25 protein-coding genes are annotated in these 26,040 nt (G+C 54.9%); 15 read left to right on the top strand and 10 right to left on the bottom strand.

The genetic code is table 11. The features are described 5' to 3' along the window. Positions 1-95: 95 nt before the first annotated feature. From sucC to ABLU88_RS20700, 4 genes are all read left to right on the top strand, one after another. Complete coding sequence (gene sucC, locus ABLU88_RS20715; protein WP_004848923.1) at positions 96-1,262, top strand: ADP-forming succinate--CoA ligase subunit beta; 1,167 nt, start codon at positions 96-98, stop codon at positions 1,260-1,262. Then, a complete protein-coding gene (sucD, locus tag ABLU88_RS20710) occupies positions 1,262-2,131 on the top strand; it encodes a succinate--CoA ligase subunit alpha (RefSeq protein ID WP_006685455.1) in 870 nt (289 codons plus the stop codon). Before sucC ends, sucD begins: the two co-directional genes overlap by 1 nt. A gap of 165 nt (positions 2,132-2,296) precedes the next feature. Then, positions 2,297-3,067, top strand: coding sequence for an AraC family transcriptional regulator (locus ABLU88_RS20705; RefSeq protein ID WP_202019544.1), 771 nt, complete (start codon positions 2,297-2,299; stop codon positions 3,065-3,067). 394 nt (positions 3,068-3,461) lie between these two features. Continuing rightward, positions 3,462-4,364, top strand: a complete 903-nt coding sequence (locus ABLU88_RS20700) for a LysR family transcriptional regulator (protein WP_004848928.1) — start codon at positions 3,462-3,464, stop codon at positions 4,362-4,364. 146 nt (positions 4,365-4,510) lie between these two features. Here the strand turns inward: ABLU88_RS20700 and cobO are convergent, their stop codons facing one another. From cobO to glmS, 10 genes are all read right to left on the bottom strand, one after another. Further along, positions 4,511-5,113: a cob(I)yrinic acid a,c-diamide adenosyltransferase gene (cobO, locus tag ABLU88_RS20695; RefSeq protein ID WP_014228448.1), complete on the bottom strand. Its 603-nt coding sequence runs from the start codon at positions 5,111-5,113 to the stop codon at positions 4,511-4,513. 9 nt (positions 5,114-5,122) lie between these two features. Next, positions 5,123-6,775 carry a class I fumarate hydratase gene (locus tag ABLU88_RS20690; RefSeq protein ID WP_025108138.1) on the bottom strand — a complete coding sequence of 551 codons (1,653 nt, stop codon included), beginning with the start codon at positions 6,773-6,775 and terminating at the stop codon, positions 5,123-5,125. Positions 6,776-6,786: 11 nt separating this feature from the next. Continuing rightward, positions 6,787-7,788 carry a glutaminase A gene (glsA, locus tag ABLU88_RS20685; protein WP_049080943.1) on the bottom strand — a complete coding sequence of 334 codons (1,002 nt, stop codon included), beginning with the start codon at positions 7,786-7,788 and terminating at the stop codon, positions 6,787-6,789. A gap of 74 nt (positions 7,789-7,862) precedes the next feature. Then, positions 7,863-9,170, bottom strand: a complete 1,308-nt coding sequence (locus tag ABLU88_RS20680; RefSeq protein ID WP_014228451.1) for a dicarboxylate/amino acid:cation symporter — start codon at positions 9,168-9,170, stop codon at positions 7,863-7,865. Between the two features lie 169 nt (positions 9,171-9,339). Beyond that, complete coding sequence (locus ABLU88_RS20675; RefSeq protein ID WP_025108137.1) at positions 9,340-9,657, bottom strand: DUF4387 domain-containing protein; 318 nt, start codon at positions 9,655-9,657, stop codon at positions 9,340-9,342. Next, positions 9,654-11,024 carry an acyclic terpene utilization AtuA family protein gene (locus ABLU88_RS20670; RefSeq protein ID WP_014228452.1) on the bottom strand — a complete coding sequence of 457 codons (1,371 nt, stop codon included), beginning with the start codon at positions 11,022-11,024 and terminating at the stop codon, positions 9,654-9,656. Before ABLU88_RS20670 ends, ABLU88_RS20675 begins: the two co-directional genes overlap by 4 nt. Before the next feature lie 3 nt (positions 11,025-11,027). Continuing rightward, entirely contained in the window at positions 11,028-12,269 is a 1,242-nt protein-coding gene (locus tag ABLU88_RS20665) for a methylaspartate ammonia-lyase (RefSeq protein WP_025108135.1), read from the bottom strand. Next, on the bottom strand, positions 12,269-13,714 hold the full coding sequence (locus ABLU88_RS20660; RefSeq protein WP_004848945.1) for a methylaspartate mutase subunit E: 1,446 nt from the start codon (positions 13,712-13,714) through the stop codon (positions 12,269-12,271). The genes ABLU88_RS20665 and ABLU88_RS20660 overlap by 1 nt, the downstream gene beginning before the upstream one ends. A 16-nt stretch (positions 13,715-13,730) precedes the next feature. Continuing rightward, on the bottom strand, positions 13,731-15,119 hold the full coding sequence (gene glmL / locus ABLU88_RS20655) for a methylaspartate mutase accessory protein GlmL (protein WP_116280188.1): 1,389 nt from the start codon (positions 15,117-15,119) through the stop codon (positions 13,731-13,733). Continuing rightward, positions 15,119-15,568: a methylaspartate mutase subunit S gene (gene glmS / locus ABLU88_RS20650; RefSeq protein ID WP_047724237.1), complete on the bottom strand. Its 450-nt coding sequence runs from the start codon at positions 15,566-15,568 to the stop codon at positions 15,119-15,121. Before glmS ends, glmL begins: the two co-directional genes overlap by 1 nt. Before the next feature lie 1,225 nt (positions 15,569-16,793). Between glmS and cydA the strand changes: the two genes are divergently transcribed. The 11 genes from cydA to cpoB all read left to right on the top strand — a co-directional run bounded on the left by cydA (position 16,794) and on the right by cpoB (position 25,823). Continuing rightward, entirely contained in the window at positions 16,794-18,362 is a 1,569-nt protein-coding gene (gene cydA, locus ABLU88_RS20645; RefSeq protein ID WP_004130574.1) for a cytochrome ubiquinol oxidase subunit I, read from the top strand. A gap of 15 nt (positions 18,363-18,377) precedes the next feature. Continuing rightward, on the top strand, positions 18,378-19,517 hold the full coding sequence (cydB, locus tag ABLU88_RS20640; protein WP_004848954.1) for a cytochrome d ubiquinol oxidase subunit II: 1,140 nt from the start codon (positions 18,378-18,380) through the stop codon (positions 19,515-19,517). 15 nt (positions 19,518-19,532) lie between these two features. Then, positions 19,533-19,646 carry a cytochrome bd-I oxidase subunit CydX gene (gene cydX / locus ABLU88_RS20635; RefSeq protein ID WP_004100325.1) on the top strand — a complete coding sequence of 38 codons (114 nt, stop codon included), beginning with the start codon at positions 19,533-19,535 and terminating at the stop codon, positions 19,644-19,646. Continuing rightward, a complete protein-coding gene (gene ybgE, locus ABLU88_RS20630; RefSeq protein ID WP_004100327.1) occupies positions 19,646-19,936 on the top strand; it encodes a cyd operon protein YbgE in 291 nt (96 codons plus the stop codon). The genes cydX and ybgE overlap by 1 nt, the downstream gene beginning before the upstream one ends. 149 nt (positions 19,937-20,085) lie before the next feature. After that, complete coding sequence (gene ybgC / locus ABLU88_RS20625; protein ID WP_004100330.1) at positions 20,086-20,490, top strand: tol-pal system-associated acyl-CoA thioesterase; 405 nt, start codon at positions 20,086-20,088, stop codon at positions 20,488-20,490. After that, positions 20,487-21,179, top strand: a complete 693-nt coding sequence (gene tolQ / locus ABLU88_RS20620; RefSeq protein WP_014228456.1) for a Tol-Pal system protein TolQ — start codon at positions 20,487-20,489, stop codon at positions 21,177-21,179. Before ybgC ends, tolQ begins: the two co-directional genes overlap by 4 nt. Positions 21,180-21,182: 3 nt before the next feature. After that, on the top strand, positions 21,183-21,611 hold the full coding sequence (gene tolR, locus ABLU88_RS20615; RefSeq protein WP_004130580.1) for a colicin uptake protein TolR: 429 nt from the start codon (positions 21,183-21,185) through the stop codon (positions 21,609-21,611). A gap of 105 nt (positions 21,612-21,716) precedes the next feature. Next, positions 21,717-23,042, top strand: a complete 1,326-nt coding sequence (tolA, locus tag ABLU88_RS20610; protein ID WP_348837796.1) for a cell envelope integrity protein TolA — start codon at positions 21,717-21,719, stop codon at positions 23,040-23,042. A gap of 128 nt (positions 23,043-23,170) precedes the next feature. Further along, positions 23,171-24,463, top strand: a complete 1,293-nt coding sequence (gene tolB / locus ABLU88_RS20605; RefSeq protein WP_004133400.1) for a Tol-Pal system beta propeller repeat protein TolB — start codon at positions 23,171-23,173, stop codon at positions 24,461-24,463. A 34-nt stretch (positions 24,464-24,497) separates the two neighbouring features. Further along, on the top strand, positions 24,498-25,022 hold the full coding sequence (gene pal, locus ABLU88_RS20600) for a peptidoglycan-associated lipoprotein Pal (RefSeq protein WP_004100337.1): 525 nt from the start codon (positions 24,498-24,500) through the stop codon (positions 25,020-25,022). A 9-nt stretch (positions 25,023-25,031) separates the two neighbouring features. Beyond that, on the top strand, positions 25,032-25,823 hold the full coding sequence (cpoB, locus tag ABLU88_RS20595; RefSeq protein ID WP_004848965.1) for a cell division protein CpoB: 792 nt from the start codon (positions 25,032-25,034) through the stop codon (positions 25,821-25,823). Positions 25,824-26,040 lie beyond the last annotated feature (217 nt).

The following is a 26,040-nucleotide window of genomic DNA, read 5'->3' as shown; positions in this document are numbered from 1 at the left end:
CAAGAGTATGACCTACCGTAGGCCGGGTAAAGCGCGCGAGCGCCGTTATCAGGCCTACAGGTTTATAATTATTCCCTGAAGGATGGACTGAACACATGAACTTACATGAATATCAGGCAAAACAACTCTTTGCCCGCTATGGCTTACCGGCGCCGGTGGGTTATGCCTGTACTACTCCGCGTGAAGCAGAAGAAGCCGCTTCAAAAATCGGCGCGGGTCCGTGGGTAGTGAAATGTCAGGTTCACGCTGGTGGCCGCGGCAAAGCGGGCGGTGTGAAAGTAGTGAAGAGCAAAGAAGACATTCGCGCATTTGCTGAACACTGGCTGGGCAAACGCCTCGTCACCTATCAAACAGATGCGAACGGCCAGCCGGTTAACCAGATTCTTGTTGAAGCGGCGACCGATATTGATAAAGAGCTGTACCTGGGCGCGGTTGTTGACCGTAGCTCCCGTCGCGTGGTCTTTATGGCCTCTACCGAAGGCGGCGTGGAAATCGAAAAAGTAGCGGAAGAGACCCCGCACCTGATCCACAAAATCGCCATCGATCCGCTGGCGGGTCCGATGCCTTACCAGGGCCGCGAACTGGCGTTCAAACTGGGTCTGGAAGGTAAACAGGTTCAGCAGTTCACCAAAATCTTTATGGGCCTGGCGACCATTTTCCTTGAGCGCGACCTGGCGCTGATCGAAATCAACCCGCTGGTGATCACTAAGCAGGGCGACCTGATCTGTCTCGACGGTAAACTGGGCGCTGACGGCAACGCGCTGTTCCGCCAGCCGGATCTGCGCGAAATGCGCGACCAGTCGCAGGAAGACCCGCGCGAAGCTCAGGCGGCGCAGTGGGAGCTGAACTACGTCGCGCTGGACGGCAACATCGGCTGCATGGTGAACGGCGCGGGCCTGGCCATGGGCACCATGGACATCGTTAAGCTGCACGGCGGCGAACCGGCTAACTTCCTCGATGTTGGCGGCGGCGCAACCAAAGAGCGCGTCACCGAAGCGTTTAAAATCATCCTCTCTGACGACAACGTAAAAGCGGTTCTGGTTAACATTTTCGGCGGTATCGTACGCTGCGATCTGATTGCCGACGGCATCATCGGCGCGGTAGCCGAAGTGGGCGTTAACGTCCCGGTAGTGGTTCGTCTGGAAGGTAACAACGCCGAACTGGGCGCGAAGAAACTGGCTGACAGCGGCCTGAATATTATTGCAGCGAAAAGTCTGACGGATGCAGCTCAGCAGGTTGTTGCCGCAGTGGAGGGGAAATAATGTCCGTTTTAATTAATAAAGATACCAAGGTTATCTGCCAGGGCTTCACCGGTAGCCAGGGTACATTCCACTCTGAACAAGCCATCGCTTACGGTACGCAAATGGTTGGCGGCGTAACGCCGGGCAAAGGCGGCACCACCCATCTGGGCCTGCCGGTGTTCAACACCGTGCGCGAAGCGGTAGAAGCGACCGGCGCAACCGCATCCGTTATCTACGTTCCGGCGCCGTTCTGCAAAGACTCAATCCTGGAAGCTATCGATGCAGGCATTAAGCTGATTATCACCATCACCGAAGGCATCCCGACGCTGGATATGCTGACCGTGAAGGTGAAGCTGGATGAAGCGGGCGTGCGCATGATCGGGCCAAACTGCCCGGGCGTGATCACCCCAGGCGAATGCAAAATCGGCATCATGCCGGGCCACATTCACAAGCCGGGTAAAGTGGGCATCGTTTCCCGTTCCGGTACCCTGACCTATGAAGCGGTTAAGCAGACCACTGATTACGGCTTCGGCCAGTCCACCTGCGTGGGCATCGGCGGCGACCCGATCCCGGGCTCTAACTTCATCGATATCCTGAAGCTGTTCCAGGAAGATCCGCAGACCGAAGCGATCGTCATGATCGGTGAGATCGGCGGTAGCGCGGAAGAAGAAGCGGCCGCTTACATCAAAGATCACGTGACCAAACCGGTTGTCGGCTACATCGCCGGCGTGACCGCGCCGAAGGGCAAACGTATGGGTCATGCGGGCGCCATCATTGCCGGTGGTAAAGGGACGGCGGATGAGAAATTCGCCGCGCTGGAAGCCGCTGGCGTGAAGACCGTTCGCAGCCTGGCCGATATCGGCGAAGCGCTGAAAACCGTAATTAAGTAATAAGTAAAAAAACAGCCCTGACGTTCTGCATGGTTAAGGGCTGGTCCAATTTCGACATGGTTGGCCATCTGATGATGGCCTTTTTTTTGCCTGCCACTGCGCCATCAGGCGTTACGCCGTTTTCGCCCGCGATTTCATGCCGTTTAATCATATTCATCTGCGCAAATGAGATTATTTTTTGCGTCCGGCATCATCCTTTTTATCCGCGCTATTTTGCATATTAAGTGCTTGCAAAAGGCGGTGGGGAATAATGTGGTGCGAAAGAAAATGCATGAACAATGGGAGAGCTTTAGCTCGCTGGCAGCGCTTTTTTCGCGGGCTACCGGGCTGGAGACCACGGTGATTGAGGCGAATGACAATCGATTACCTGCTGGCTATGGTGGGTTAAATTTCTTTGCCTTACCGCTGATTCAGGACAATACATTATCCGGTTATATTATTTGCGACCATCATAACGCGACCGACAACCAGCATCGGGCGGCGGCGATACGATTACTGCATTTTATCGTTAATAATATGTCTGCGATTGCAGAAAACAGTGAAGTGGACGAGAAACCGTTGTGGCATAAGAGAGAGTTTTATTATTCGCAAAAATCGTCCCATGAAATAAAACTGCTGTCGGCATTACGCTATATTGATGAAAATTTATATGGTGAGCTGTCTTTAGAGGCCGTCGCCGCTCACGTTTGTTTAAGCGCAAATTATTTTAGTCGTTTTTTTAAAAAACGCCAGGGGGTGAATTTTAAAGTCTGGGTTAATCAGCGCAAAATGCAGCGTGCCGGAGAACTGCTTGGCGATCCGTCATATTCGGTAGACAGCGTAGCGCGTAAGCTTCAGTTTGCGCAAACCAGCTACTTTTGTCGGGTGTTTCGCGCCGCTCATCGCACCAGCCCGCAGTCGTTCCGCGATCGGCGTCTGGCAGCCGCTTCACGGTAAGTCGATTAGCCGCCGTTTTATCGTTAATACAGATTTTTCCTGGAGCGCTCATAATGTGTGGCCGATCGCGGAAAAATTTTCATTTATGCTCACCAGCGGGCAATTAAATTTCACCGTCTCATCGACTGACTTCGCAAATAAACAAGTTAATGTGAAAAAATATTGACAACTTATTGTTGTTATTTGCATGACAATCACATTGTTTAAATTGTGTTTATTGTAGTGCCTGGGTATTATTGGTTATTATTTGATCAATAACAGTGTGCATTAATCATGGAATAGATCAATGACATCTGAAGGTAAAATAAAATATAACACCCGGGCTAATCTGATGTCCTTGCGCGCTTTTTTTATCTATTAAACAATTTTTTGCACGCCGTAAATGGAAGACGTTATGAGAGGAAAAATCCCCAAAACTGAATTACTGGTGACCTTTGAGGTTGTGGCTCGCCACGAAAGTTATACTCGAGCAGCGGAAGAGTTGGCTTTAACACAAAGCGCCGTGTTCCGACAGGTCACGGCGCTGGAGGATTTCCTCCATACGTCATTATTTAATCATGCTAAAAAAAGGATTTTTTTAAATGCGGCTGGCAAGCATTATTTGACTATCGTTAAGGAAACGCTTAACAAACTGGAACGTGATACCAACTCCATTATGACATGGCAACCGACGGTGCAGGTGCTTGAGCTGGCCGTCAATCCTACCTTTAGCACCCACTGGCTGATCCCCAACCTGCGCGAGTTTAATAAATTACATCCGGGCATTATCGTTAATATTCATTCGCTGGCTAATATTGGCGATTTTCTTAGCCGCGAGTACGATGCCGCCATTATGCGCGAGGATTTTTGCTCGCCGTGGGCGGAGGTTGAGTATCTGTTCGAAGAGGAAATTCTGCCGGTGTGCGGCTGCGGGCTGCTGTCCGAACCCGGGCAGAAGCTGGCGGTCGAGGAGCTGCTGGGCGAGTTTCCGCTGCTGCATCAAAGCACGCGAATTCACGGCTGGCAGGAGTGGTTTGCGCTGTCGAATATCACCAGCCCGCAGATCAACATCGGTCCGCGTTTTGACCTGCTCTCAATGCTGATTGCGGCGGTGCGTTCGAACCTGGGGGTGGCGCTGCTGCCGCGTTTTGCCATTCAGCATGACCTGGATAGCGGTGAGATGGTGATCCCCTGCGATGTGCCGATTCGCACCGGCAACCGCTTCATTATGACGTGGCAGGAGGATAAAGCGGAATCCCGGCATTTACAGGTATTCCGCGAGTGGCTGCTGCAAAAATCGGTGGTCTCGGCAGCCTGACGGCGCGTTATCCGGACCGCAGACGGCGGTGCCGGGCGCAGAGTGGCTGAGTTTCCCGGAGGCGATGCTGCGCATCTGTCCGGCTACTGGCCCGCAGAACGCTGTGAACCCGTAGCCCGGCTAAGCGCAGCGCGAGCCGGGTAAAACTACCAGTCGATTCCCACCTGCGCCTGAATACCGCTGTCAAAGGCGTGCTTCACCGGACGCAGCTCACTAACCGTATCGGCAAGCTCCAGCAGCCGGGCGTGGCAGCCGCGGCCGGTGACAATCACGTTCTGCCGCGGCGGACGATTCTCTATCGCCGCGATCACTTCCTGAGTATCCAGATAGTGATACGCCAGCATATAGGTAAGTTCATCCAGCACCACCAGATCGTAGCTCGGGTCGGCCAGCATGCGCTTGCTCTCCTGCCATACGGCCGACGCCGCCTCGATATCTGCCTCCCGGTTTTGCGTTTCCCAGGTAAAGCCGGTGCCCATAATGTGAAACTCAACGCCCAGCGGATGCAGCGTGTTGTACTCTCCATTATCCCACTGACCTTTAATGAACTGGGCAACACCGACGCGCTTACCGTGGCCGACGGCGCGCGTTGCCGTACCGAAGGCGGCGGTGGATTTACCTTTGCCGTTGCCGGTGAAGACGATCAGAATGCCTTTTTGCTCCGTTGCCGCCGCCACGCGGGTAGCAACCTGCGTTTTCAGCTTCTGCTGGCGCTGACGATGGCGGTCGGGATTGCCTCGCGCGTGCATAAATGCTCCTTAGTGTCCTGCCGGACAGGTGGCGCAGCGGTGCTGCTGCTCGAACTGGCTAAAGAAGTTGTTGCCTTTGTCGTCAACCAGCACAAACGCGGGCAGATTTTCGACTTCCATCATCCATACCGCTTCCATGCCCAGCTCCGGATACTCCAGGCAGCGCAAACTTTTAACATACTGCTGCGCCAGCAGGGCCGCCGCGCCGCCGATGCTGCCGAGATTAAAGCCGCCGTGTTTATGGCAGGCCTCGGTCACCTGCTGGCTGCGGTTGCCTTTGGAAAGCATGATCAGACTGCCGCCCGCCGCCTGGAAAGCGTCAACATACCCATCCATGCGTCCGCCGGTGGTGGGGCCCAGCGAGCCGCAGGCCAGATTATTCGGCGTTTTCGCCGGGCCGGCGTAGTAGACAATATGCTTGCGCATATACTCCGGCATCGGTTCGCCGTTATCCAGACGCGCTTTGATTTGGGCATGGGCGATGTCGCGGGCGACGACAATCGGACCGCTCAGCGATAGCCGGGTGCCCACGGGCAGGGCTGACAGGTCGTGGAGGATGTCGCGCAGCGGCCGGTTCAGATCGAGCTGGACGGTCTGCGCCCCGTTTTCTATGCGCTGAGAATCAGGGATAAACTTGCCCGGGTTATGTTCCAGCTTCTCCAGCCAGATGCCGTGTTTGTTGATTTTGGCTTTGATGTTTCGGTCGGCGGAGCAGGAAAGCGCCATTGCGATAGGGCAGGAGCCGCCGTGCCGCGGCAGGCGAATCACGCGAATGTCGTGGGCGAAGTATTTGCCGCCAAACTGTGCGCCGATGCCGAACTCGCGGCTGGCTTTGAGCAGCGCCGCTTCCAGCGACGTATCGCGAAACGCCTGGCCCAGTTCGTTTCCGCTGGTGGGCAGATTGTCGTAATATTTTGTCGAAGCCAGCTTCGCCACCTTCAACGCCTGGTCCGCCGACAGGCCCCCCACGACAAAGGCGATGTGGTACGGCGGGCAGGCGGCGGTGCCCAGCGCCTTCATTTTTTCAATCAGGAAGGCGGTGAGTTTTTCCGGCTGCAGAATAGATTTTGTTTCCTGAAATAGCGCGGCTTTGTTCGCCGAGCCGCCGCCTTTATTGACGAAAAGGAAGCGGTACTCGCTGCCCGGCACCGCGCTGATATCAATCTGCGCGGGCAGGTTGGTCTCAGTGTTGACCTCGGTATACATATCAAGGGGGGCATTTTGCGAATAGCGTAAATTGTTTTCCTGAAAGGTGGTGTAGATGCCCTGACTCAGAGCTTCCGCGTCGTTGCCGCCGGTCCAGACGTTCTGGCCTTTGCTCGCGACGATGGTGGCGGTCCCGGTATCCTGGCAGTTTGGCAGCACACCTTTTGCCGAGACTTCGGCGTTGCGCAGCAGCTGTAGCGCAACGTATTTATCGTTGCCGCTGGCCTGCGGGTCGTGCAGGATGCCGGCGATCTGCTTTAAGTGCCCGGCGCGCAGGAAAAACGACGCCTCATAAAATGCCTGCTGAGCCAGCAATGTTAACGCTTCCGGCGCAACCTTGATGACCTCTTCTCCATCTAACTCTGTCACCTTAACATGTTGATTCGTTAGCAGTTCATATTCGGTATTATCGTTGCTCTGAACAAAAAGTTCCTGCCAGACAAAGGGTTTCGACATTTTACTTCTCACTATTTCGCTAAAAAGAGATTGGCCCGCGTCGCATTCGCGACGTACTCGATGGTCTGCTGGGCGCGGACGCTGTTGCCGGCTGCATCCAGCGGAGGGGAGTAGACGGCGATAGCGTATTGCCCGGGAACGACGGCGACCATTCCGCCGCCAACGCCGGATTTTGCCGGGATACCGACGGTGTACAGCCATTTGCCGCTGCCGTCGTACAGCCCGGCGATCGCCATTTCCGCCAGCACCTGCGGGACGTAGCTGGCGGTGAGCAGCTGCTTGCCGTTGAACGGTGATTTGCCATTGTTGGCGAGTACGGCCCCCATTTTGGCGAGCTGCTCAACGGTGATATCCACCGAACACTGACGGGTGTAGATTTCGACGGCTTCCTGAGGGTCGCCATAGAAGCTGCGGTATGAATTCATCAGCATCGCCAGCGCCTGGTTATGCTGATTGGTCTCCATTTCGGATTGAAATACCGGCTCGTTAACGCTCAGGGAGCTGTCGGCCCAGGCGTTGAGGTTGTTGAGAATGTTGTTCCAGCGGTCGGTTTTGTCTTTCGCCGCAATCAGGCTCACGGTGCTCAAGGCGCCGGCGTTGACTAACGGGTTCTCCGGCGCGCCTTGCGTGAGCTCCACGGCTAAGCCGGAATTGAAGGGCAGGCCGGTCGCGTTCGCGCCGAGTTTATCCAGCACCTCCTGCGGCCCGCGCTGCTCCATCGCCAGCGCCAGGGTGAAAACTTTACTTAATGATTCCATCGGAAAGGCTTTTGTCACGTCGCCGGTCTGGTAAATTTTGCCTTCGACCGTCGCGAGCGTAATGGCGAAATTATTCGGGCTATAGCTCGCCAGGGCAGGGATATAGTCGGCGACTTTACCGTCGTGGTTACTCTTATATTTCTGATGCGCCTGCTCGATGATGCTGGCGTAGTCCGGCGCGCTTTGCGCCTGCGCGGCGGCGCTAAACAGTAAGCTGGCGGTTAAGATGCAGGTGCCAAGAAATTTCACGTTCATGGTGTGTCCCGTTGGGATGATTGGAGGGAACCGGGCCGGACGTATCCGGCCTGGGGCTCATAGCCATTTTGCTGTCAGGACATCGCCACTTCGGACGTTTCGCTGGCAGGGCGCTCCTGCTCCGGTTTTTTGACCGGGGCGGTGCCGCGGCAGCCTTCTCCGTAATGCTCGCCTTCCCAACGGCCAACGATGGCGGCGCCCATGGCGTTACTCATCACGTTGGTGGCGGAGCGACCCATATCGAGGAACGGGTCGACGCCCATCAGCAGGATCAGGCCCGCTTCTGGAATGTTGAACTGGTTCAGCGTCGCGGCGATAACCACCATTGAGGCGCGCGGCACGCCCGCCATCCCTTTGGAGGTCAGCATCAGGATCAGCAGCATGGTGATCTGCTCGCCCATGCTGAGGTGGACGTTACAGGCCTGGGCGATAAACACCGTGGCGAACGAGCAGTAGGCCATGGAGCCGACCAGGTTAAAGGAGTAACCGATGGGCAGGACGAAGCTGGCGATTTTGGAAGAGACGCCGAATTTTTCCAGCTTATCGAGGGTTCCTGGGAAGGCGGCTTCTGAGCTGGATGTGGTGAAGGCCAGCAGCGCGGGCTCGAAGATCGCTTTGGTCAGACGGCTGATACATGGGCCGACAATCACCGTCGACAGGCCAATGAGGATTGCCCACAGCATGCCCAGCGTCAGATAGAATTCACCCATAAAGATCCCGGCGCTGACCATCACGCCCAGACCGCGCTCGGCAATCAGCCCGGAGATGGCGGCGAAAACGGTCAGCGGCGCGAACAGCATGACGTACCCTGTGAGCTTCAGCATCACGTGCACCAGCGAATCGAGCACCTTCACGATGGGCTCGGCTTTTTCGCCGATCGCCGCCAGGCTGCAGCCGAGGAAAATAGAGAACACCACGATCTGCAGAATTTCGTTGCGCGCCATCGCATCAACGATGCTGGTGGGTACCGCGTGCGAGATAAACACTTTCAGGGTGAAGGGCTCGGACTGAACGGCGGCCACGGCTCCGGCATCGTGGGGGACAAAGTTGATGCCCGCGCCTGGCTGGAACAGATTGACGATCACCAGACCCAGCGCAATCGACAGCAGCGAGGCGCAAATAAACAGGAAAAAGGTTTTAGAGAATATGCGCCCGAGCGTTTTCGCATCGCCCATTTTGGCAATGCCGACCACCAGCGTTGATATTACCAGCGGGGCGATAATCATTTTTACCAGGCGTAAAAATATAGTGGTAAAAATGGAAATATCCTGCGCATAGGATTTTGCTGTATCTGCTGATGCCATATTATTAATGATCACCCCGGCAATCATGCCGAGTATCAGGCCTAATATGATCATTTTGGTTAAACTTATTTTTTTCATATTTACTCCATCGGAACAGGGTTAGTCGGTGAAGTGGTGTAGGGCGGCGTACGCCTGCGCCAGGTAGCAGCGCAGACGTACGCCTGTGGTGACCAACCGCATAAATTGTCTGGAATACAGTGATACAGCGAAATTCTGTACCCCAATGGATGTTGTTGTATTTTAGAAATTACAGGTCGAACTCAATACTTAATAACGGCGCATGCTGCTGAGCACCATAAACATCATTGTCTCCGACGTTGCCGGAAATAATATCCCGCGGCATGACGATTTTTACCGCGTTGGCCGGATCGAACCAGATTATGCGATGAATAAAATCAGGCTTTACGTTATATAAGCCGGCAATAAGCTGCGGGGTTAATTGCTCAGAACGTTTGACCCGCTGATAATCTTCCCGGGTTTTAAATAAAATATCTAAAACCAGTTCATACGGTCCGGCGTTTTTGGAGCGGATCACCTGCGCCAGTGAGCATAGGGATTGTTTCATGCCTGAACTCCTTCTGGCGTCACCTGTTCGATATGGAAGTCAAAGCGCAGCGCGTCGCTGGCTTCGATCAGGTGATAGATTGAGAACTCATACACCGGACCGCTCTGAATATCGGAAGGTGAGAACGGGAAGGCGAGGTTGCCCGCGGTGGCAATGCGGTTTTCATAGCCGTAGTGCAGCAGGGTAGAGCGCACCAGCGAACAGACGCTGTTGGCGATATCCTGGGTTGGCGCAACGACATCAAGCAGGATGCCCAGTTCGTGCCCGGCGGTTTTCATCGGTTCGTGATTGCCCATCACGCCGTTCTTTCCATACAGATGGAAGGTCATGCGGATGCTGTCATCGTTCAGCGAGAGGTTGCGTGCGACGCTGGTCTGTACCTCTTCAAGAATATTATCGATTCCGGCAATCATGATCGGATCGCGCGTTCCGGCAATGGTCAGGCAGCGGAAGCCGACCCGCCGCGCGCCTTCCAGCTTCAGCGCGTACGGCGTCGCTTCATGACGAGAACCGCTGACGTAAACCTCGCCTTCGTTGACGGCTTTGAAGGTGCATCCTTTCAGGTTCAGCACGCCGCCCGGACCGGGCAGGAAATACGGATCGGACTTCTCGTACAGCGTATGCGCCGCCGCAGAGGTTTCGGTAAACTTACGCTTTGGATTAAACGCTTTCAGCGTAAAGCCGCTGTCGTCGATAATCCCCATGGCGCAGTCGGAACCGGAGCCTGGCGTGGCGGCAATGGCCGCGCATTCGAGGATCTTGCCGCAGTGCAGGGCGAGCCCCTCATCAAAGCCCTGCATAATCGGCAGCGCCGCGAAGCAGGCCGGATCGTACGCCCGGCCGCCAAGCACCACCTGGGCGCCGGCGGCGAGCGCCCGCTGAAAGGGTTCGATCCCCATCTGGGCGACGATATAGGTACTCTCTTCAATGGCCTCGTGGGTCAGTTCAGGCACAAAGTCCAGGGCGGTGATTTTGCCGTTATCCAGCGCCTGATGAACGATAGCTTTATCGACATCAGACGGGATCAGCGCCATGGAGAACGACAGTTTTTCTTCCTGCGCAATCTCATGGATAATCTGCCGACACCACTCCAGATGCGGCGCGGCGCCGGATCCTCCAGCGGTGCCGATCACCACCGGAATGTTGTTCTTCACCCCGGCGACGATCATATAGCGCAGATCGCGTTTCACCCCGGCCCGGTCGGTAAAAGGTTTGCCTGCCCCCAGATAGTGGGGGCCGGGATCGGATGAACCGGCGTCAACGGCAATCAGATCCGGCGATGCCTCCATAGCTTTACGAAAGCTCTCTTCCGGGAAGCCATAGCCGAGGATTGCCGTCGGCGATAAGATCTTAAAGGTACGAGCCATCTCTTAATCCTTAGTCTGCAACAGCGCGATGGTGCGGTTCATTTCGTTAAACACGATGTTAAGACCTTCGTCGAAGCCCATGCCCGGCTTGATCAGCATGCGCATCGGACGCGCGGCCAGCGCGACGTGAACGCAGGTGCGGGCGCTGATCTCGGTTTCGTTACAGGTACCGCCCTGATAGGCTTCCATCGCGTGTTTGTTGCAGTACAGCACCGCGTCCACGATGTTATGAATGCCGCCGAGATCCGGAGTTTTGATCTGCACCATGTGGCAGCTGCCGGCATCGGTAAAGTCAACGATATCCTGGTAGGTGTTACACCACTCGTCGGCGACAATTTTTACGCCGGAACCGAGGCGGGTCAGCTCTTTGGTAATGGCCGTGAGCATACGGATCTGGTCCGGTTTATTACCCGCATCCACCGGGCCTTCTATGTAGAGCGGCAGGCCCTGCGCCTCTTGCTCCAGGCTGGCGATATAGTCGGCGCAGCGAACCGGATCCATATCGAAAATCAGGCCGATGGTGCCGTACACGTCGATATGCAGCGTGGGGCGATAGCGGGGGCTGGTGCGCAGGCTTAAGATGCGGTCGGATAGCCAGCGGACATACTCACGCAGTTTTTCCCCTTTCAGACCCAGCTTCTCTTCGACGTTGTTAATCAGCGCATGCGGCAGGACGTCAACGCCTTTGAGGATCATTTTGTCCACGGCGATGTAGCGGTCGTCGCCGCTCTGACCAAATAACGGAATCGCTTCCGGTATGCAGGGCAGCTGCCATTCGTCGCAAACCACCTCCGCCTTCAGGCGGCCGCTGGCCAGCGCGGTGGCGTCGAGCAGCGCCTGGGAAAGACCGTAGCGGACGGCGGTATGCAGCAGATGACCGTCGATGCGCAGCTTGTCGAAGAAGCGGGCGTTCGGCAGGAAGGTATCGACATCGCGGCCCTCCAGCAGCGGTTTGATATGATCGTTGAGGAACGGGATAAAGTTCTCCGCCAGGAACAGCGGGTCGCGGCCTCCCGCGCCGGAGTACTGTACGGCGGCACAGTCACCGACCGCCACCGCGCCGTTTTCCAGAATCAGCTGGACGGATACGCATTCACCCGCCTGGCGTACCGAGGTGAAGCCTGGCGTTACCGGAGCACCGGTATAAATGAACCCATCATGACCCGCGCCGTTTTTAATCGCCTGCTGATCGTCAAAATAGAATGAAGAGTAGCCAGCGGTGAAAAGGGCCTGTTTAATTTTCATTATGGTCTTCCTATTAATTTACTGTGGGATACCGCGTTGATGTCATCAACAACCATCTGGAATGAGGGTTTGCGTCCTTCAAAATGCGCACGTTCAGCGACGTAATCGTGGTGCAGGGCGAGGATGTCCTTCGGCAGCGGAACCGCGCCGGCTTCAAGCACGCGAATGGCGCCGGCATTGTCGCGAACCGGCAAAATTTTGCCCGCGTTGCAGGATGCGGGGGCAAAAGGCACGTCGAGGACGCCCGCTTCAAAGGCCAGCACCGTACCGCGGGCGATGTCGCCGTTGCCCAGCTCGAACACTTTCTTCAGCACCGCGCGAACCTCGCTTTTTATCAGCTCCACTTCCTGCTCAACCGCGGCGCAGGGCGGGAACTTCTGATCGCTGACCATATTGAGCATCTGGCGGGATGCCCTCAGCCCCTGCGCGTTGGCCGCCGCGGTGGGAATACCGAACGCTTCATGCGGGCTCTTGGTGATCACTTTGGTGGCGCCGGACATCCCGGCTACCGCCGCGCCCCAGGAGATAATGGCAAAGGCTTTTGATTCATCTTCCGGAAAGCCGCCCATCCACTGGTGGAAGACGGTACTCAGCTCATAATCGTCGAATCCGTAATTGCCAAAGTATTCGTGGGAGAGTTCGCGAAGAGATTTAATCGCCGCGATGTCCTGGGTGAGGCTGCCGACCTGGCCGTAGCCGACGGTGATTGACTTGACGCCCTGTTCCAGCGCCAGCAGACCTTCGATAATGGCCACCGCGTGGGACATAAACGGTGGGATCAGGGTGCCGGTCAGAGGGCCGAACGGTTCGCGGTTAATACGAATGCCGTGTTCTTCATACAGGCCCATCAGGCGGTCGCAGTATTGCCAGTCGCGAATCGACTTCTCCAGGGTGACGCGCTTGGCGTAGGGAATGTTGTAGGAGATACCGCCGCCTTCGTAGCTGGTAAAGCCGCTGGCCATGGAGATTTCCGCCAGCAGGCGCGCGTCTGGCGTACCGTGACGTACCTGGACCGGTTTTTCCAGCGCTTCGGTCATCCGGCGGCAGGCGGCGACGCCGTGGTTAACCACCGGCAAACCATTCAGTTTGGAGGTTCCCGCCTCGATGGATTTCTGTATGCCGACCGCCGCTTCTTCGTAACGGTTGAGGCGGGTATAGGCATCGATGGTGCTGGGCAGCAGATCGCACTCTTCCTGCAGGGTTTTGAGCAGCGCAATATGTTCATCCATCAGCGCCACGCCCGCGCGCGGCTGGCTCAGGGTTTTACCCTCCTGGTCGGCCTTAAGCAGAGCGTGAGAAAAGCGTTTTTTCTCAGGAATGGTTTGCTGGTACTTCACGCCATCTTCGAAGTGCTCAACGTCCTTGCCGGTATGCCAGGTCTGCAATACCTGATGCCGCTCGGTCATGAATTCGTCGTGGGTTAATTTTTTATTTCGAAGTTCCATTCGTAGCTGCCTTCATTTATAGGGTTAAACAGTGAATGCTGGTGCGAGCGGCGAGCTCGGGGTAGAGCCTGGCAACGTTTGCCAGCAGCGGAAGCAGGCCTTTTGCATCGCGGTAATAATCAAACCGGATTGGCAGAAGAATGCGTCTGCCGTCGTCATCCAGTTCGCGGTATTTCAGCCAGCGGTGGATGTCGAAGCCGCTGGCGCGGGAGAGCCATCCACCGGAACCGACGACTTTACGCACGGGGGTCAGATCGCGGCCCATCTGTAAATCGACGTTGCCCACGCAGGTGCAGACCTGCTTTTTGGTGCCCGCGTGGCGTTCGCTGGCGTAGCCGACGCACAGCCCGGCCAGCACGGTGTCGAAATATTTTTCTTCCTCGTTGAGCGGCAGATAATCCGGCTGAGCGACCAGATGGCGCAGGTAGCGGTAAAAGGCCTCCTGACGCTGCGGCTGATGGGCAAACACCACGTTCACCAGCTCCTGAGTACTTTCACCGACCACGACAGCTGAAACGCGCATGCCGAGATCGCCTTCTACCGTACGTTTAACAAACGGTTCCGGAACCCCGTGCAGAACGGTATCCGGAGAGAGCGTGTTGGCGCTGGCGGAGTAGACGTCGGTGGTGGCGCCGCCCATATCGATCAGCATGAACTCTTTCCACGCGCTGTCGTAATGGCTGATGGTTTTTACCAGCTCGTAGACGGTCCACGGCGTTGGCATCGGCTCTTCGCCGGTTTCCGCGACAATCACGTCCAGCCCTTTACCTTTGACGATTCGGGATAAGAAGACATCGCAAATCGCCTTGCGGGCAGCGTAGGGATTAGGGTGATCGAGATCGGGCAGAATGTTGTCTACCGTGGTCAAATCTTTGTGGCCAAGGATGGCCTGAACCTCGTCCTGAATATCCCGGTTTCCGGCATAGATAATGGCGCAGTCGAGCGTTGACTCCGCCAGCGCATGGGCGTTGGCCAGGCCGTAGCTCTCCTCGCCGCCGTCGGTTCCGCCGGTAAACAGCAGGATATCCGGCGGCGTGGCTTCCAGCGCCTGGATATCGTGGCGGTTGAGTTTGTAGGCGTAGTATTGGGCGATTTTGGCCCCCGCCGAGTGGGCGGTGACTTTTGCTGATTCCAGGGTGATGGACGGCACCAGACCCATCGCGGCAACGGCAAGACCGCCTTTTGCCGATGAAGAGTATTTCAGCGTGACGTCACCGCGGTGCAGCAACGGGCGCGCATCGGCAACGTTAAGCACCCGGTTCAGGCTGGCAAAAAAGCCTTCCGCCAGGTGATGGGTAGTGGTCGGGGTCAGAACGTGGTTTACCAGCGTCAGCTCATCCCCCTCCTGTGCGAAGAGGGCCGCTTTGGTCCACGTCGAGCCGATATCGACAGAGACGGTTTGCATCAGATAGCCTCTTCCAGACACTGCTGTTCAACGCCGTGGCGCTGGTTGATATCGTTCGCCATCAGCCTGCAGACGTCTTCCAGATCGTGGCTTGGGGCAAAGACGCGATTGAAGCCCATCTCTTTGAATTTGGCCTCGACGTCGACAAAATCATGCTTACCGACCACCAGGTTGCCGCCAACGTAAAGAAGAATATCGCCGATACCCCGTTCGATGCAGCGTTCGCGCAGTCCCAGGCAGTCGATATCGCCGTGGCCGTAAATAGACGAGACAACGATGGCGTCCGCGCCGGTTTCGATAGCGGCATCGATATATTCATCCTGACTGACCATCACCCCCAGATTGATTACGCGAAAATCATGGGCAGTAAAAACGCGGTCCAGGACTTTGTTGCCTACTGCATGGCAGTCAGCACCAATGACGCCAATAACAAGTGTTGATTTCTTCATGGGTAATCCTCTGTAAGGCTGATGGTATAAAAATAAAAACGACTTTCTAATATTTGCAGCGTTGATGATGGCCGCCTGTTAATAGGGCTGGAGTGTCTGTGGTTCGAAGGGGGGAAGCAATTGATCTATTTTCAGAATATCTTTCAAAAAAGTCTTGTTTTTGATTTTTCTTTAAAAAATCCTTTTGTATCATGATGTTGTTAGTTTTTTTATTGTCTGGGGTTATTTCTGTTCAGATCTTTTTAATAAATAGATTGCGATGTTTGTGAGCAAGGTCTTATTTTATATTTTGCGTTTGCTTTGCCTTGATAATAAGCGGTAAATACAATTCTTTAAATTTTTCTGTGAGCATAGTAACGGTATTTATGTGCTGTTTTTTATATGCGTCTCGGCGAATTTGTTAGATTAAAGATATAAAATGGTGATTTGTTTATTTAATATTTCATTTTTGTTGATGGCGGAGTGGGGCAGGAGAGCAGCTGTCCGGGGTGGATAAAAGCGCAGGAGAAAAGCCTGCTGCATAAAGAGCAGGGTGCGTTGCGTCACAAAACGACGAGAAAGAGAATGTACGCCGCATTTACTTGATAATGAGATAGTTACGCATCTGTGTTAATTGAAAGTAAACGCAATGATAAATGTAATAAGCAAAAAAATTTAGGGCATTAACTTGATAAAAAAAATCTGTGAGCTACACGACATTGTCAGCTGATGCCCGGATTAATGCGACCAGCGCTCATCCCGTTAAATTCCCCTCCGCGGCGAAATAAATGGACTATCATTTTCAGTAACCGTTGATACTCTTGAAAAACATATTGTTAACCTAGTGTTTACCTGTACGGTACACGGTATACATAATTAACATTTAAAATGAAAATTGATTTAAATCAATGTTTAAAACTTGGAAAAGGTCGCGAAATGGAGTTAAATTGTCGCGGATCAAATTGACCGAAATCTGGTATTTTCGCTATAAATTGATCGCTGTCGAAAACTGCAAATTTATCACAATAAAAACCTATTTATTGTAAGGGTTTTGCAGCGTAATATAATCACGGGATCAATTTGGGTGTTTTGTTAACATGTTTGTAACTTCTCATTACTATCGTTTTCTTGCATGAGAAAACGGGCGTGACGAGAAGAAGCAAATAAATTTGTATTGGGGCATGCGTGTGACCCTTTCTAACGGGGTTCACTCTCGGAGTCTTCATGCGATGAGCAAGGAGTCATGATGTTAGATATAGTCGAACTGTCGCGCTTACAGTTTGCCTTGACCGCGATGTACCACTTCCTGTTTGTGCCGCTGACGCTAGGTATGGCGTTCCTGCTGGCCATCATGGAAACGGTCTACGTCCTTTCCGGCAAACAGATTTATAAAGATATGACCAAGTTCTGGGGCAAGTTGTTTGGTATCAACTTCGCGCTGGGTGTGGCAACCGGTCTGACCATGGAGTTCCAGTTCGGGACTAACTGGTCTTACTACTCTCACTATGTGGGCGATATCTTCGGTGCGCCGCTGGCCATTGAAGGTTTGATGGCCTTCTTCCTCGAATCTACCTTTGTCGGTCTGTTCTTCTTCGGTTGGGATCGTCTGGGCAAAGTTCAGCACATGGCCGTGACCTGGCTGGTGGCGCTGGGCTCCAACCTGTCGGCGCTGTGGATCCTCGTCGCTAACGGCTGGATGCAGAACCCGATTGCGTCGGACTTCAACTTTGAAACCATGCGTATGGAGATGGTCAGCTTCTCTGAGCTGGTCCTGAACCCGGTTGCTCAGGTTAAGTTCGTTCATACCGTGGCGTCAGGCTACGTGACCGGCGCGATGTTCATTCTTGCCATCAGCTCCTGGTATATGCTCAAAGGCCGCGACTTCGCTTTTGCCAAGCGCTCCTTCGCTATCGCAGCCAGCTTCGGTATGGCGGCGATTCTCTCCGTTATCGTTCTCGGTGATGAATCCGGCTACGAAATGGGCGACGTGCAGAAAACCAAACTGGCGGCTATCGAAGCTGAATGGGAAACTCAGCCTGCTCCGGCGGCCTTTACCCTGTTTGGTATTCCCGATCAGAAGGCGCAGGAGAACCGCTTCGCGATTCAAATTCCTTACGCGCTGGGCATCATTGCGACTCGCTCCGTGGATAAACAGGTTACCGGCCTGAAAGACCTCATGGTTCAGCACGAAGAGCGTATCCGTAACGGGATGAAAGCTTACGCGCTGCTGGAACAGCTGCGTGCCGGTTCAACCGACCAGGCCGTGCGCGATCGCTTTAACGACGTGAAGAAAGATCTGGGCTACGGTCTGCTGCTGAAACGCTATACCGACAACGTCTCTGACGCGACGGAAGAGCAGATTGCTCTGGCGACCAAGGACTCTATTCCTGCCGTGGCGCCGCTCTACTTCGCCTTCCGTATCATGGTAGCGTGCGGCGTGCTGATGCTGTTGATTATCGGCGCCTCCTTCTGGAGCGTGATTCGCAACCGCATCGGTGAGAAAAAATGGCTGCTGCGCGCCGCGTTCTATGGCCTGCCGCTGCCGTGGATTGCCGTTGAATCGGGCTGGTTTGTCGCCGAATATGGCCGTCAGCCGTGGGCTATTGGTGAGGTGCTGCCGACGGCCGTCGCGAACTCGTCGCTGACCGCGGGCGACCTGATCTTCTCTATGGTGCTGATTTGTGGCCTGTACACGCTGTTCCTGGTGGCTGAACTGTTCCTCATGTTCAAGTTTGCCCGTAAAGGACCAAGCAGCCTGAAAACCGGTCGCTATCACTTTGAACAGTCCTCTGCGGCTATTCAGTCGGCACGCTAAGACAGGAGTCGTCAAATGATCGATTATGAAGTATTGCGTTTTATCTGGTGGCTGCTGATTGGCATTTTGCTTATTGGTTTTGCCGTCGCCGATGGCTTCGACATGGGGGTGGGGATGCTCACCCGTTTCCTCGGTCGTAACGACACCGAGCGTCGAATTATGATTAACGCCATTGCCCCGCACTGGGACGGAAACCAGGTGTGGCTGATCACCGCCGGCGGCGCGCTGTTTGCCGCCTGGCCGATGGTCTACGCCGCCGCGTTTTCCGGCTTCTATGTGGCCATGATCCTGGTGCTGGCGTCTTTATTCTTCCGTCCGGTGGGTTTCGACTACCGCTCGAAGATTGAGGATAACCGCTGGCGTAACATGTGGGACTGGGGCATCTTCGTCGGCAGCTTTGTGCCGCCGCTGGTGATTGGCGTGGCGTTCGGCAACCTGCTGCAGGGCGTTCCGTTCCACGTTGATGAATATCTGCGCCTGTACTACACCGGTAACTTCTTCCAGCTGCTGAATCCGTTTGGCCTGCTGGCCGGTATTGTTAGCGTGGCGATGATCCTGACGCAGGGCGCGACCTATCTGCAGATGCGTACCGTGGGTGAACTGCACCTGCGCACCCGCTCCGTGTCTACGGTGGCGGCGCTGGTGACGCTGGTCTGCTTCGCGCTGGCGGGCGTTTGGGTCTACTACGGTATCGACGGTTATGTGGTGAAATCGGTGATGGATCATACCGGCCCGTCTAACCCGCTGACTAAAGAAGTCGCGCGTGAAGCCGGCGCGTGGATGGTGAACTTTAATAACATGCCGGCGCTGTGGGCGATTCCTGCTCTGGGCGTGGCGCTGCCGCTGCTGACCGTCATCTCGACAAAAGCGGATAAAGGCGCATGGGCGTTTCTGTTCTCCTCGCTGACGCTGGCGTGCATCATTCTGACTGCCGGTATCGCCATGTTCCCGTTCATTATGCCATCAAGCACGGCGATGAACGCGAGCCTGACCATGTGGGATGCGACCTCCAGCCAGCTGACGCTGAACCTGATGACTTACGTGGCGATTGTCTTCGTACCGATTATTCTGGCCTACACCGCCTGGTGTTACTGGAAAATGTTCGGTCGCATCACTCGCGAAGACATCGAAAAGAACACCCACTCGCTGTACTAAGGTAAGGAGCTATATATGTGGTATTTCGCATGGATTTTGGGAACGCTTCTTGCCTGTGCTTTTGGGGTGATTACCGCGCTGGCGCTTGAGCACGTGGAAGCCACCAAAGCAGGTAAAGAAGAACACTGATGAGTATTATCGCGACTCTTTACGCGATAATGGACAAGCGCCCGTTAAGGGCGCTTTCCTTATTGATGGCGCTGGCGCTAGCGGGCTGCATCTTCTGGGATCCGTCGCGCTTTGCGGCCAAAACCAGCGAGCTGGAAATCTGGCACGGCTTCCTGCTGATGTGGGCGGTTTGTACCGGCGTTATCCACGGCGTGGGCTTCCGCCCGCGCGCCATTCACTGGCAGGGAATTTTTTGTCCGCTTATCGCTGATATTGTGCTCGTTTTGGGCCTGTTCTTTTTCTTCTTTTGAATAAGAAATCTCTGTTAACCATATGGGCTTGCATAAGCCCATAAAAATTTACTCCTCGTTTACTTTCCCCCATTCCAAACCACGATTCCCGCGCGTATAGTAGCGAAGTTTGAAAGCACTAACCTTTTGTTGCATTACCGGGATGTAAAGTGAATACAACGCTGTTTCGATGGCCGGTTCGGGTCTATTACGAAGACACCGACGCCGGTGGTGTGGTTTACCACGCCAGCTACGTCGCTTTCTATGAAAGAGCACGCACAGAGATGCTGCGCCATCATCACTTCAGCCAACAGGTTTTGCTGGCTGAACGAGTTGCCTTTGTGGTTCGCAAAATGACGCTGGAGTATTTTGCGCCCGCCAGACTCGACGACATGCTCGAAATCCAGACGGAGATAACCTCAATGCGAGGAGCTACCCTGGTTTTCACGCAGCGAATCGTCAACGCCGAGAACGTCGTTTTGAATGAAGCTGAGGTTCTTATCGTGTGCGTTGATCCACTCTTAATGAAGCCTCGTGCGCTTCCCAAGTCTATTGTCGCGGAGTTTAAGCAGTGACTGAGATGAATATCCTTGATTTGTTCCTGAAGGCGAGCCTTCTGGTTAAACTTATCATGTTGATTTTAGTTTGTTTTTCCATCGCCTCCTGGGCCATCATTATTCAGAGAACGCGTATCCTCAATTCGGCGTCACGTGAGGCCGAAGCGTTTGAAGATAAGTTCTGGTCCGGTATCGAGCTTTCTCGTTTGTACCAGGAAAGCCAGGGTCGTCGCGATAATCTGACCGGTTCGGAACAAATCTTCTACAGCGGCTTCAAAGAGTTTGCGCGTCTGCATCGTGCGAACAGCCATGCGCCGGAAGCGATTGTCGAAGGGGCGTCGCGCGCCATGCGTATTTCGATGAACCGCGAGCTGGAAACCCTGGAAACCCACATCCCATTCCTCGGTACGGTGGGTTCTATCAGCCCATATATCGGTCTGTTTGGTACCGTATGGGGGATCATGCATGCCTTTATCGCGCTGGGCGCGGTAAAACAGGCGACGCTGCAAATGGTCGCGCCGGGTATCGCAGAAGCGCTCATCGCGACGGCAATTGGTCTTTTTGCCGCTATCCCGGCGGTTATGGCCTATAACCGTCTGAACCAGCGCGTGAACAAACTTGAGCTGAACTACGACAACTTTATGGAAGAGTTCACCGCCATTCTGCACCGTCAGGCGTTTACCAGCAGCGAAAGCAATAAGGGGTAAGCCATGGCCAGAGCACGTGGACGCGGACGTCGCGAACTGAAGTCCGAGATCAACATCGTTCCGCTGCTGGATGTCCTGTTGGTGCTGTTGCTGATCTTTATGGCGACAGCGCCGATCATTACGCAGAGCGTAGAGGTCGACCTACCGGACGCAACGGAGTCGCAGGCGGTGAAAAGCAACGATGAGCCGCCGGTGATCGTTGAAGTCTCCGGCGTCGGGCAGTACAGCGTGAAAGTTGGCCCGGAAACGTTATCGCAGCTGCCGCCGGAACAGGTTATTGCGGAAGCCAGGCGTCGACTTGAGGCGAATGAGAAAACGGTGTTCCTGATCGGCGGTGCTAAAGAGGTGCCATACGATGAGATTATTAAAGCGCTTAACCTGTTGCACAGCGCAGGGGTTAAATCGGTTGGCTTGATGACCAAGCCGATCTAATCGCTCGCAATATGCACGCCCGCCAGCACGTCGGCTTTGGGACAACAGCGTCTCGTGGCCGACGTCATATAACGGGAACAGGCGAACAGTTTTTGGGAACCGATAGTGTCAAAGGCAACCGAACAAAACGACAAGCTTAAACGAGCGATCATAGTATCAGTCGCGCTGCACATCGTATTGATAGCGCTGCTGATCTGGAGTTCGTTTGACGAGCATCTGGATGCTTCTGCCGGGGGTGGCGGAGGTTCCTCTATCGATGCGGTAATGGTCGATCCGGGGGCGGTTGTGAAGAATTATGACCGCCAACAGCAGCAGCAGGCCAGCGCCCGCCGCGCCGCCGAGCAGCGTGAAAAGCAGGCTCAGCAGCAGGCGGAAGAGCTACGTGAAAAACAGGCCGCCGAGCAGGAACGGCTGAAACAGCTGGAACAGGATCGTCTACAGGCGCAGGAAGCGGCTAAAGAGGCGAAAGAACAGCAGAAACAGGCGGAAGAAGCCGCGGCGAAAGCCGCCGCAGCGGCCAAAGCCAAAGCGGACGCACAGGCGAAAGAGGCGCAGGAAGCTGCCGCCAAAGCCGCCGCTGACGCGAAAGCGAAGGCCGATGCGCAGGCGAAAGCAGCCGAAGCCGCTGCGGCGAAAGCGGCGGCGGATGCGAAGAAACAGGCGGAAGCAGAAGCCGCGAAAGCGGCCGCGGACGCGCAGAAAAAAGCCGAAGCGGATGCAGCGAAGAAAGCTCAGCAGGACGCTGAGAAGAAAGCGCAGCAGCAGGCAGAGAAAAAAGCGCAGCAGGAAGCGGCGAAACAGGCCGCTGCTGAAAAAGCCGCCGTCGAAAAAGCGGCAGAAAAAGCCGCCGCGCAGAAAGCCGCTGCTGAGAAAGCGGCAGCCGAGAAAGCCGCCGCAGCGGAAAAAGCCGCCGCCGAGAAAGCCGCGGCAGCCAAAGCTGCAGCAGCAGAGAAGGCCGCCGCAGACAAAGCGGCGAAAGCCGCCGCCGCTAAGGCAGCAGCCGCGAAGAAAGCCGCTGCGGCCAAAGAGGCCAACGGCGTGGACGATCTGCTCGGCGACCTGAGCTCCGGTAAGAATGCGCCGAAAGGTAATACCAGCGGTAGCGCTGGGGGTTCATCTCCTGCTAAAGGAAGTAAGCAGGGGCAGGGTGGTGCATCCCAGGCTGAGATTAACAGCTATATTTCACAGGTGCAGGCTGCGATTAAAGGTCATCTCTATGACTGGGATACCTACAAGGGGAAAACCTGTACTTTACGTGTGAATCTGGCTCAGGATGGAACGCTGTTAAGTGTGAAATCGGAAGGCGGCGATCCGGCGTTCTGTCAGCAAATGCTGGCGGCAACGAGCCGGATGACGAAGTTCCCTAAACCGCCGTCGCAGGCTGTTTATGAAACATTCAAAAATGCGCCACTGGACTTCAAACCTCAGTGATAGTTTTCCCCGTTTATACGGGGAAAACAAACGTCGGTAGGCCCAGGGTTTTGGTAGTTTTGTGTATTTGAGTTTGTTAACATTCTGCTAAATTATCGTGGGCTTTTCGCCTGGATAAGGGAGATATGATGAAGCAGGCATTACGAGTAGCATTTGGTTTTTTAATGCTGTGGGCGGCAGTGCTGCACGCAGAAGTACGCATCGAGATTACCCAAGGGGTCGACTCGGCACGCCCAATCGGCGTTGTGCCGTTCCAGTGGGCGGGGCAGGGTGCTGCTCCGGAAGATGTGGGCGGTATCGTGGCGGCTGACCTGCGCAACAGCGGCAAGTTTAATCCGCTCGATCGCTCGCGTCTGCCTCAGCAGCCGGGTAGCGCTCAGGAAGTACAGCCGGCGGCATGGTCTGCGCTGGGCGTTGACGCCGTCGTGGTTGGTCAGGTGACGCAAAACCCTGACGGTTCCTACAACGTGGCGTATCAGCTGGTTGATACCGGCGGCGCGCCGGGTACCGTGCTTGCGCAGAACTCCTTTAAAGTCACGAAACAGTATCTGCGCTATGCCGCGCATGCTGCCAGCGACGCCGTATTTGAGAAGCTGACCGGTATTAAGGGCGCCTTCCGTACCCGTATCGCCTACGTGGTACAGACCAACGGCGGTCAGTTCCCGTACGAGCTGCGCGTGTCCGACTACGACGGCTACAATCAGTTCCTCGTTCACCGTTCAACCCAGCCGCTGATGTCTCCGGCATGGTCTCCGGACGGCGCGAAGCTGGCCTACGTGACCTTTGAAAGCGGACGCTCTGCGCTGGTTGTGCAGACGCTGGCTAACGGCTCCGTTCGTCAGATTGCTTCGTTCCCGCAGCATAACGGCGCGCCGGCGTTCTCGCCGGACGGCAGCAAACTGGCTTTCGCTCTGTCGAAAACCGGTAGCCTGAACCTGTACGTGATGGACCTGGGATCTGGCCAGATTCGTCAGGTGACCAACGGTCGCAGCAATAACACCGAACCAAGCTGGTTCCCGGATAGCCAGAACCTGGCCTTTACTTCCGACCAGGCCGGTCGTCCGCAGGTGTATAAAGTCAATATTAATGGCGGCACGCCGCAGCGTATTACCTGGGAAGGTTCACAAAACCAGGACGCTGACGTGAGCGCTGATGGTAAAACTATGGTAATGGTAAGCTCGGCCGGTGGTCAGCAGCACATTGCCAAACAAGATCTGGAAGCGGGTGGTGTGCAGGTTCTGTCATCAACGTTTTTAGATGAAACGCCAAGTCTGGCACCTAACGGCACTATGGTAATCTACAGCTCTTCTCAGGGGATGGGATCCGTGCTGAATCTGGTTTCTACAGATGGGCGTTTCAAAGCGCGTCTTCCGGCAACTGATGGACAGGTAAAATCACCTGCCTGGTCGCCGTATCTGTGATAATAAATAATTGATTATTAAAGGAATCAAAGAAATGCAACTGAACAAAGTGCTGAAAGGGCTGTTGATCGCTCTGCCGGTTATGGCAATCGCGGCGTGTTCTTCTAACAAGAACGCCAGCAACGACCAGAGCGGTGAAGGCATGCTGGGTGCCGGCACTGGTATGGACGGTAACGCTAACGGCGGCAACATGTCTTCCGAAGAGCAGGCTCGTCTGCAGATGCAACAGCTGCAGCAGAACAATATCGTTTACTTCGATCTGGACAAATACGATATCCGTTCTGACTTCGCTGCAATGCTGGACGCGCACGCAAACTTCCTGCGCAGCAACCCGTCCTACAAAGTGACCGTAGAAGGTCATGCGGATGAGCGTGGTACGCCGGAATACAACATCGCTCTGGGTGAGCGTCGTGCTAACGCCGTTAAGATGTATCTGCAGGGCAAAGGTGTTTCTGCTGACCAGATCTCCATCGTTTCTTACGGTAAAGAAAAACCTGCAGTACTGGGCCACGACGAAGCGGCTTACGCCAAAAACCGTCGCGCCGTACTGGTTTACTAAGAGAATTGCATGAGCAGTAACTTCAGACATCATCTATTGAGTCTGTCGTTACTGGTTGGCATAGCGGCCCCCTGGGCCGCTTTTGCTCAGGCGCCAATCAGTAGTGTCGGCTCAGGCTCGGTCGAAGACCGCGTCACTCAACTCGAGCGTATTTCCAATGCGCACAGCCAGCTTTTAACCCAACTCCAGCAACAACTCTCCGATAATCAGTCCGATATTGATTCCCTGCGCGGTCAAATTCAGGAAAGCCAGTATCAGCTGAATCAGGTTGTTGAGCGCCAGAAGCAGATCCTGCTGCAGATCGACGGTCTGAGCAGCGGTGGCGGCGCAGCGGGAGCGCAAACCCAGACGTCAGCGGGCGATCAGGGCGCTGCGGCTAGCGGGACGGCGCCAGCGGCCTCGTCAGGCGCCCCGGCGCAGACCGGTGATGCTAATACCGATTACAACGCGGCTATCGCGCTGGTGAAGGATCCCTCTCGCCAGGACGATGCGATGGCGGCTTTCCAGAACTTCGTCAAAAAGTACCCCGATTCAACGTATCAGCCGAACGCCAACTACTGGCTCGGTCAGCTGAATTACAACAAGGGTAAAAAGGACGATGCGGCGTACTATTTCGCTTCCGTGGTGAAAAACTACCCTAAATCCCCGAAGGCGCCCGACGCGATGTTTAAAGTCGGCGTGATCATGCAGGACAAAGGCGATACCGCAAAAGCGAAGGCGGTTTACCAGCAGGTGGTCAGTAAATTTCCTGGCACCGACGGGGCCAAACAAGCGCAAAAACGCCTTAACGCACTCGGATGATTATGGCATGACCAGAAATCGCATCATTTCTGGTCTTGTCGCATGAATCCTAAGCAGTTAAGCAATCTTTATCTAAATTGTTGTTGCGCTGAATTCTGAAATCAGTAATATATGCCGCCGTTGCCAAGGGATATCGAACAAGCCCAAAGCGGCGAAAATAGTGGGTCGTTAGCTCAGTTGGTAGAGCAGTTGACTTTTAATCAATTGGTCGCAGGTT

Source organism: Klebsiella sp. GW_Kp182 (assembly GCF_040062275.1).
GTDB classification, from domain to species: Bacteria; Pseudomonadota; Gammaproteobacteria; order Enterobacterales; family Enterobacteriaceae; genus Klebsiella; species Klebsiella michiganensis.
Note: the sequence above shows the minus strand (reverse complement) of the source record. Positions and strands in the feature narration are given on the sequence as shown.

Bases quoted from the DNA above. Each gene is read 5' to 3' on its own strand.
- sucC (WP_004848923.1), top strand. From the start codon at position 96: ATGAACTTACATGAATATCAGGCAAAACAACTCTTTGCCCGCTATGGC.
- sucD (WP_006685455.1), top strand. From the start codon at position 1,262: ATGTCCGTTTTAATTAATAAAGATACCAAGGTTATCTGCCAGGGCTTC.
- ABLU88_RS20705 (WP_202019544.1), top strand. From the start codon at position 2,297: ATGAGATTATTTTTTGCGTCCGGCATCATCCTTTTTATCCGCGCTATT.
- ABLU88_RS20700 (WP_004848928.1), top strand. From the start codon at position 3,462: ATGAGAGGAAAAATCCCCAAAACTGAATTACTGGTGACCTTTGAGGTT.
- cobO (WP_014228448.1), bottom strand. From the start codon at position 5,113: ATGCACGCGCGAGGCAATCCCGACCGCCATCGTCAGCGCCAGCAGAAG.
- ABLU88_RS20690 (WP_025108138.1), bottom strand. From the start codon at position 6,775: ATGTCGAAACCCTTTGTCTGGCAGGAACTTTTTGTTCAGAGCAACGAT.
- glsA (WP_049080943.1), bottom strand. From the start codon at position 7,788: ATGAACGTGAAATTTCTTGGCACCTGCATCTTAACCGCCAGCTTACTG.
- ABLU88_RS20680 (WP_014228451.1), bottom strand. From the start codon at position 9,170: ATGAAAAAAATAAGTTTAACCAAAATGATCATATTAGGCCTGATACTC.
- ABLU88_RS20675 (WP_025108137.1), bottom strand. From the start codon at position 9,657: ATGAAACAATCCCTATGCTCACTGGCGCAGGTGATCCGCTCCAAAAAC.
- ABLU88_RS20670 (WP_014228452.1), bottom strand. From the start codon at position 11,024: ATGGCTCGTACCTTTAAGATCTTATCGCCGACGGCAATCCTCGGCTAT.
- ABLU88_RS20665 (WP_025108135.1), bottom strand. From the start codon at position 12,269: ATGAAAATTAAACAGGCCCTTTTCACCGCTGGCTACTCTTCATTCTAT.
- ABLU88_RS20660 (WP_004848945.1), bottom strand. From the start codon at position 13,714: ATGGAACTTCGAAATAAAAAATTAACCCACGACGAATTCATGACCGAG.
- glmL (WP_116280188.1), bottom strand. From the start codon at position 15,119: ATGCAAACCGTCTCTGTCGATATCGGCTCGACGTGGACCAAAGCGGCC.
- glmS (WP_047724237.1), bottom strand. From the start codon at position 15,568: ATGAAGAAATCAACACTTGTTATTGGCGTCATTGGTGCTGACTGCCAT.
- cydA (WP_004130574.1), top strand. From the start codon at position 16,794: ATGTTAGATATAGTCGAACTGTCGCGCTTACAGTTTGCCTTGACCGCG.
- cydB (WP_004848954.1), top strand. From the start codon at position 18,378: ATGATCGATTATGAAGTATTGCGTTTTATCTGGTGGCTGCTGATTGGC.
- cydX (WP_004100325.1), top strand. From the start codon at position 19,533: ATGTGGTATTTCGCATGGATTTTGGGAACGCTTCTTGCCTGTGCTTTT.
- ybgE (WP_004100327.1), top strand. From the start codon at position 19,646: ATGAGTATTATCGCGACTCTTTACGCGATAATGGACAAGCGCCCGTTA.
- tolR (WP_004130580.1), top strand. From the start codon at position 21,183: ATGGCCAGAGCACGTGGACGCGGACGTCGCGAACTGAAGTCCGAGATC.
- tolB (WP_004133400.1), top strand. From the start codon at position 23,171: ATGAAGCAGGCATTACGAGTAGCATTTGGTTTTTTAATGCTGTGGGCG.
- pal (WP_004100337.1), top strand. From the start codon at position 24,498: ATGCAACTGAACAAAGTGCTGAAAGGGCTGTTGATCGCTCTGCCGGTT.
- cpoB (WP_004848965.1), top strand. From the start codon at position 25,032: ATGAGCAGTAACTTCAGACATCATCTATTGAGTCTGTCGTTACTGGTT.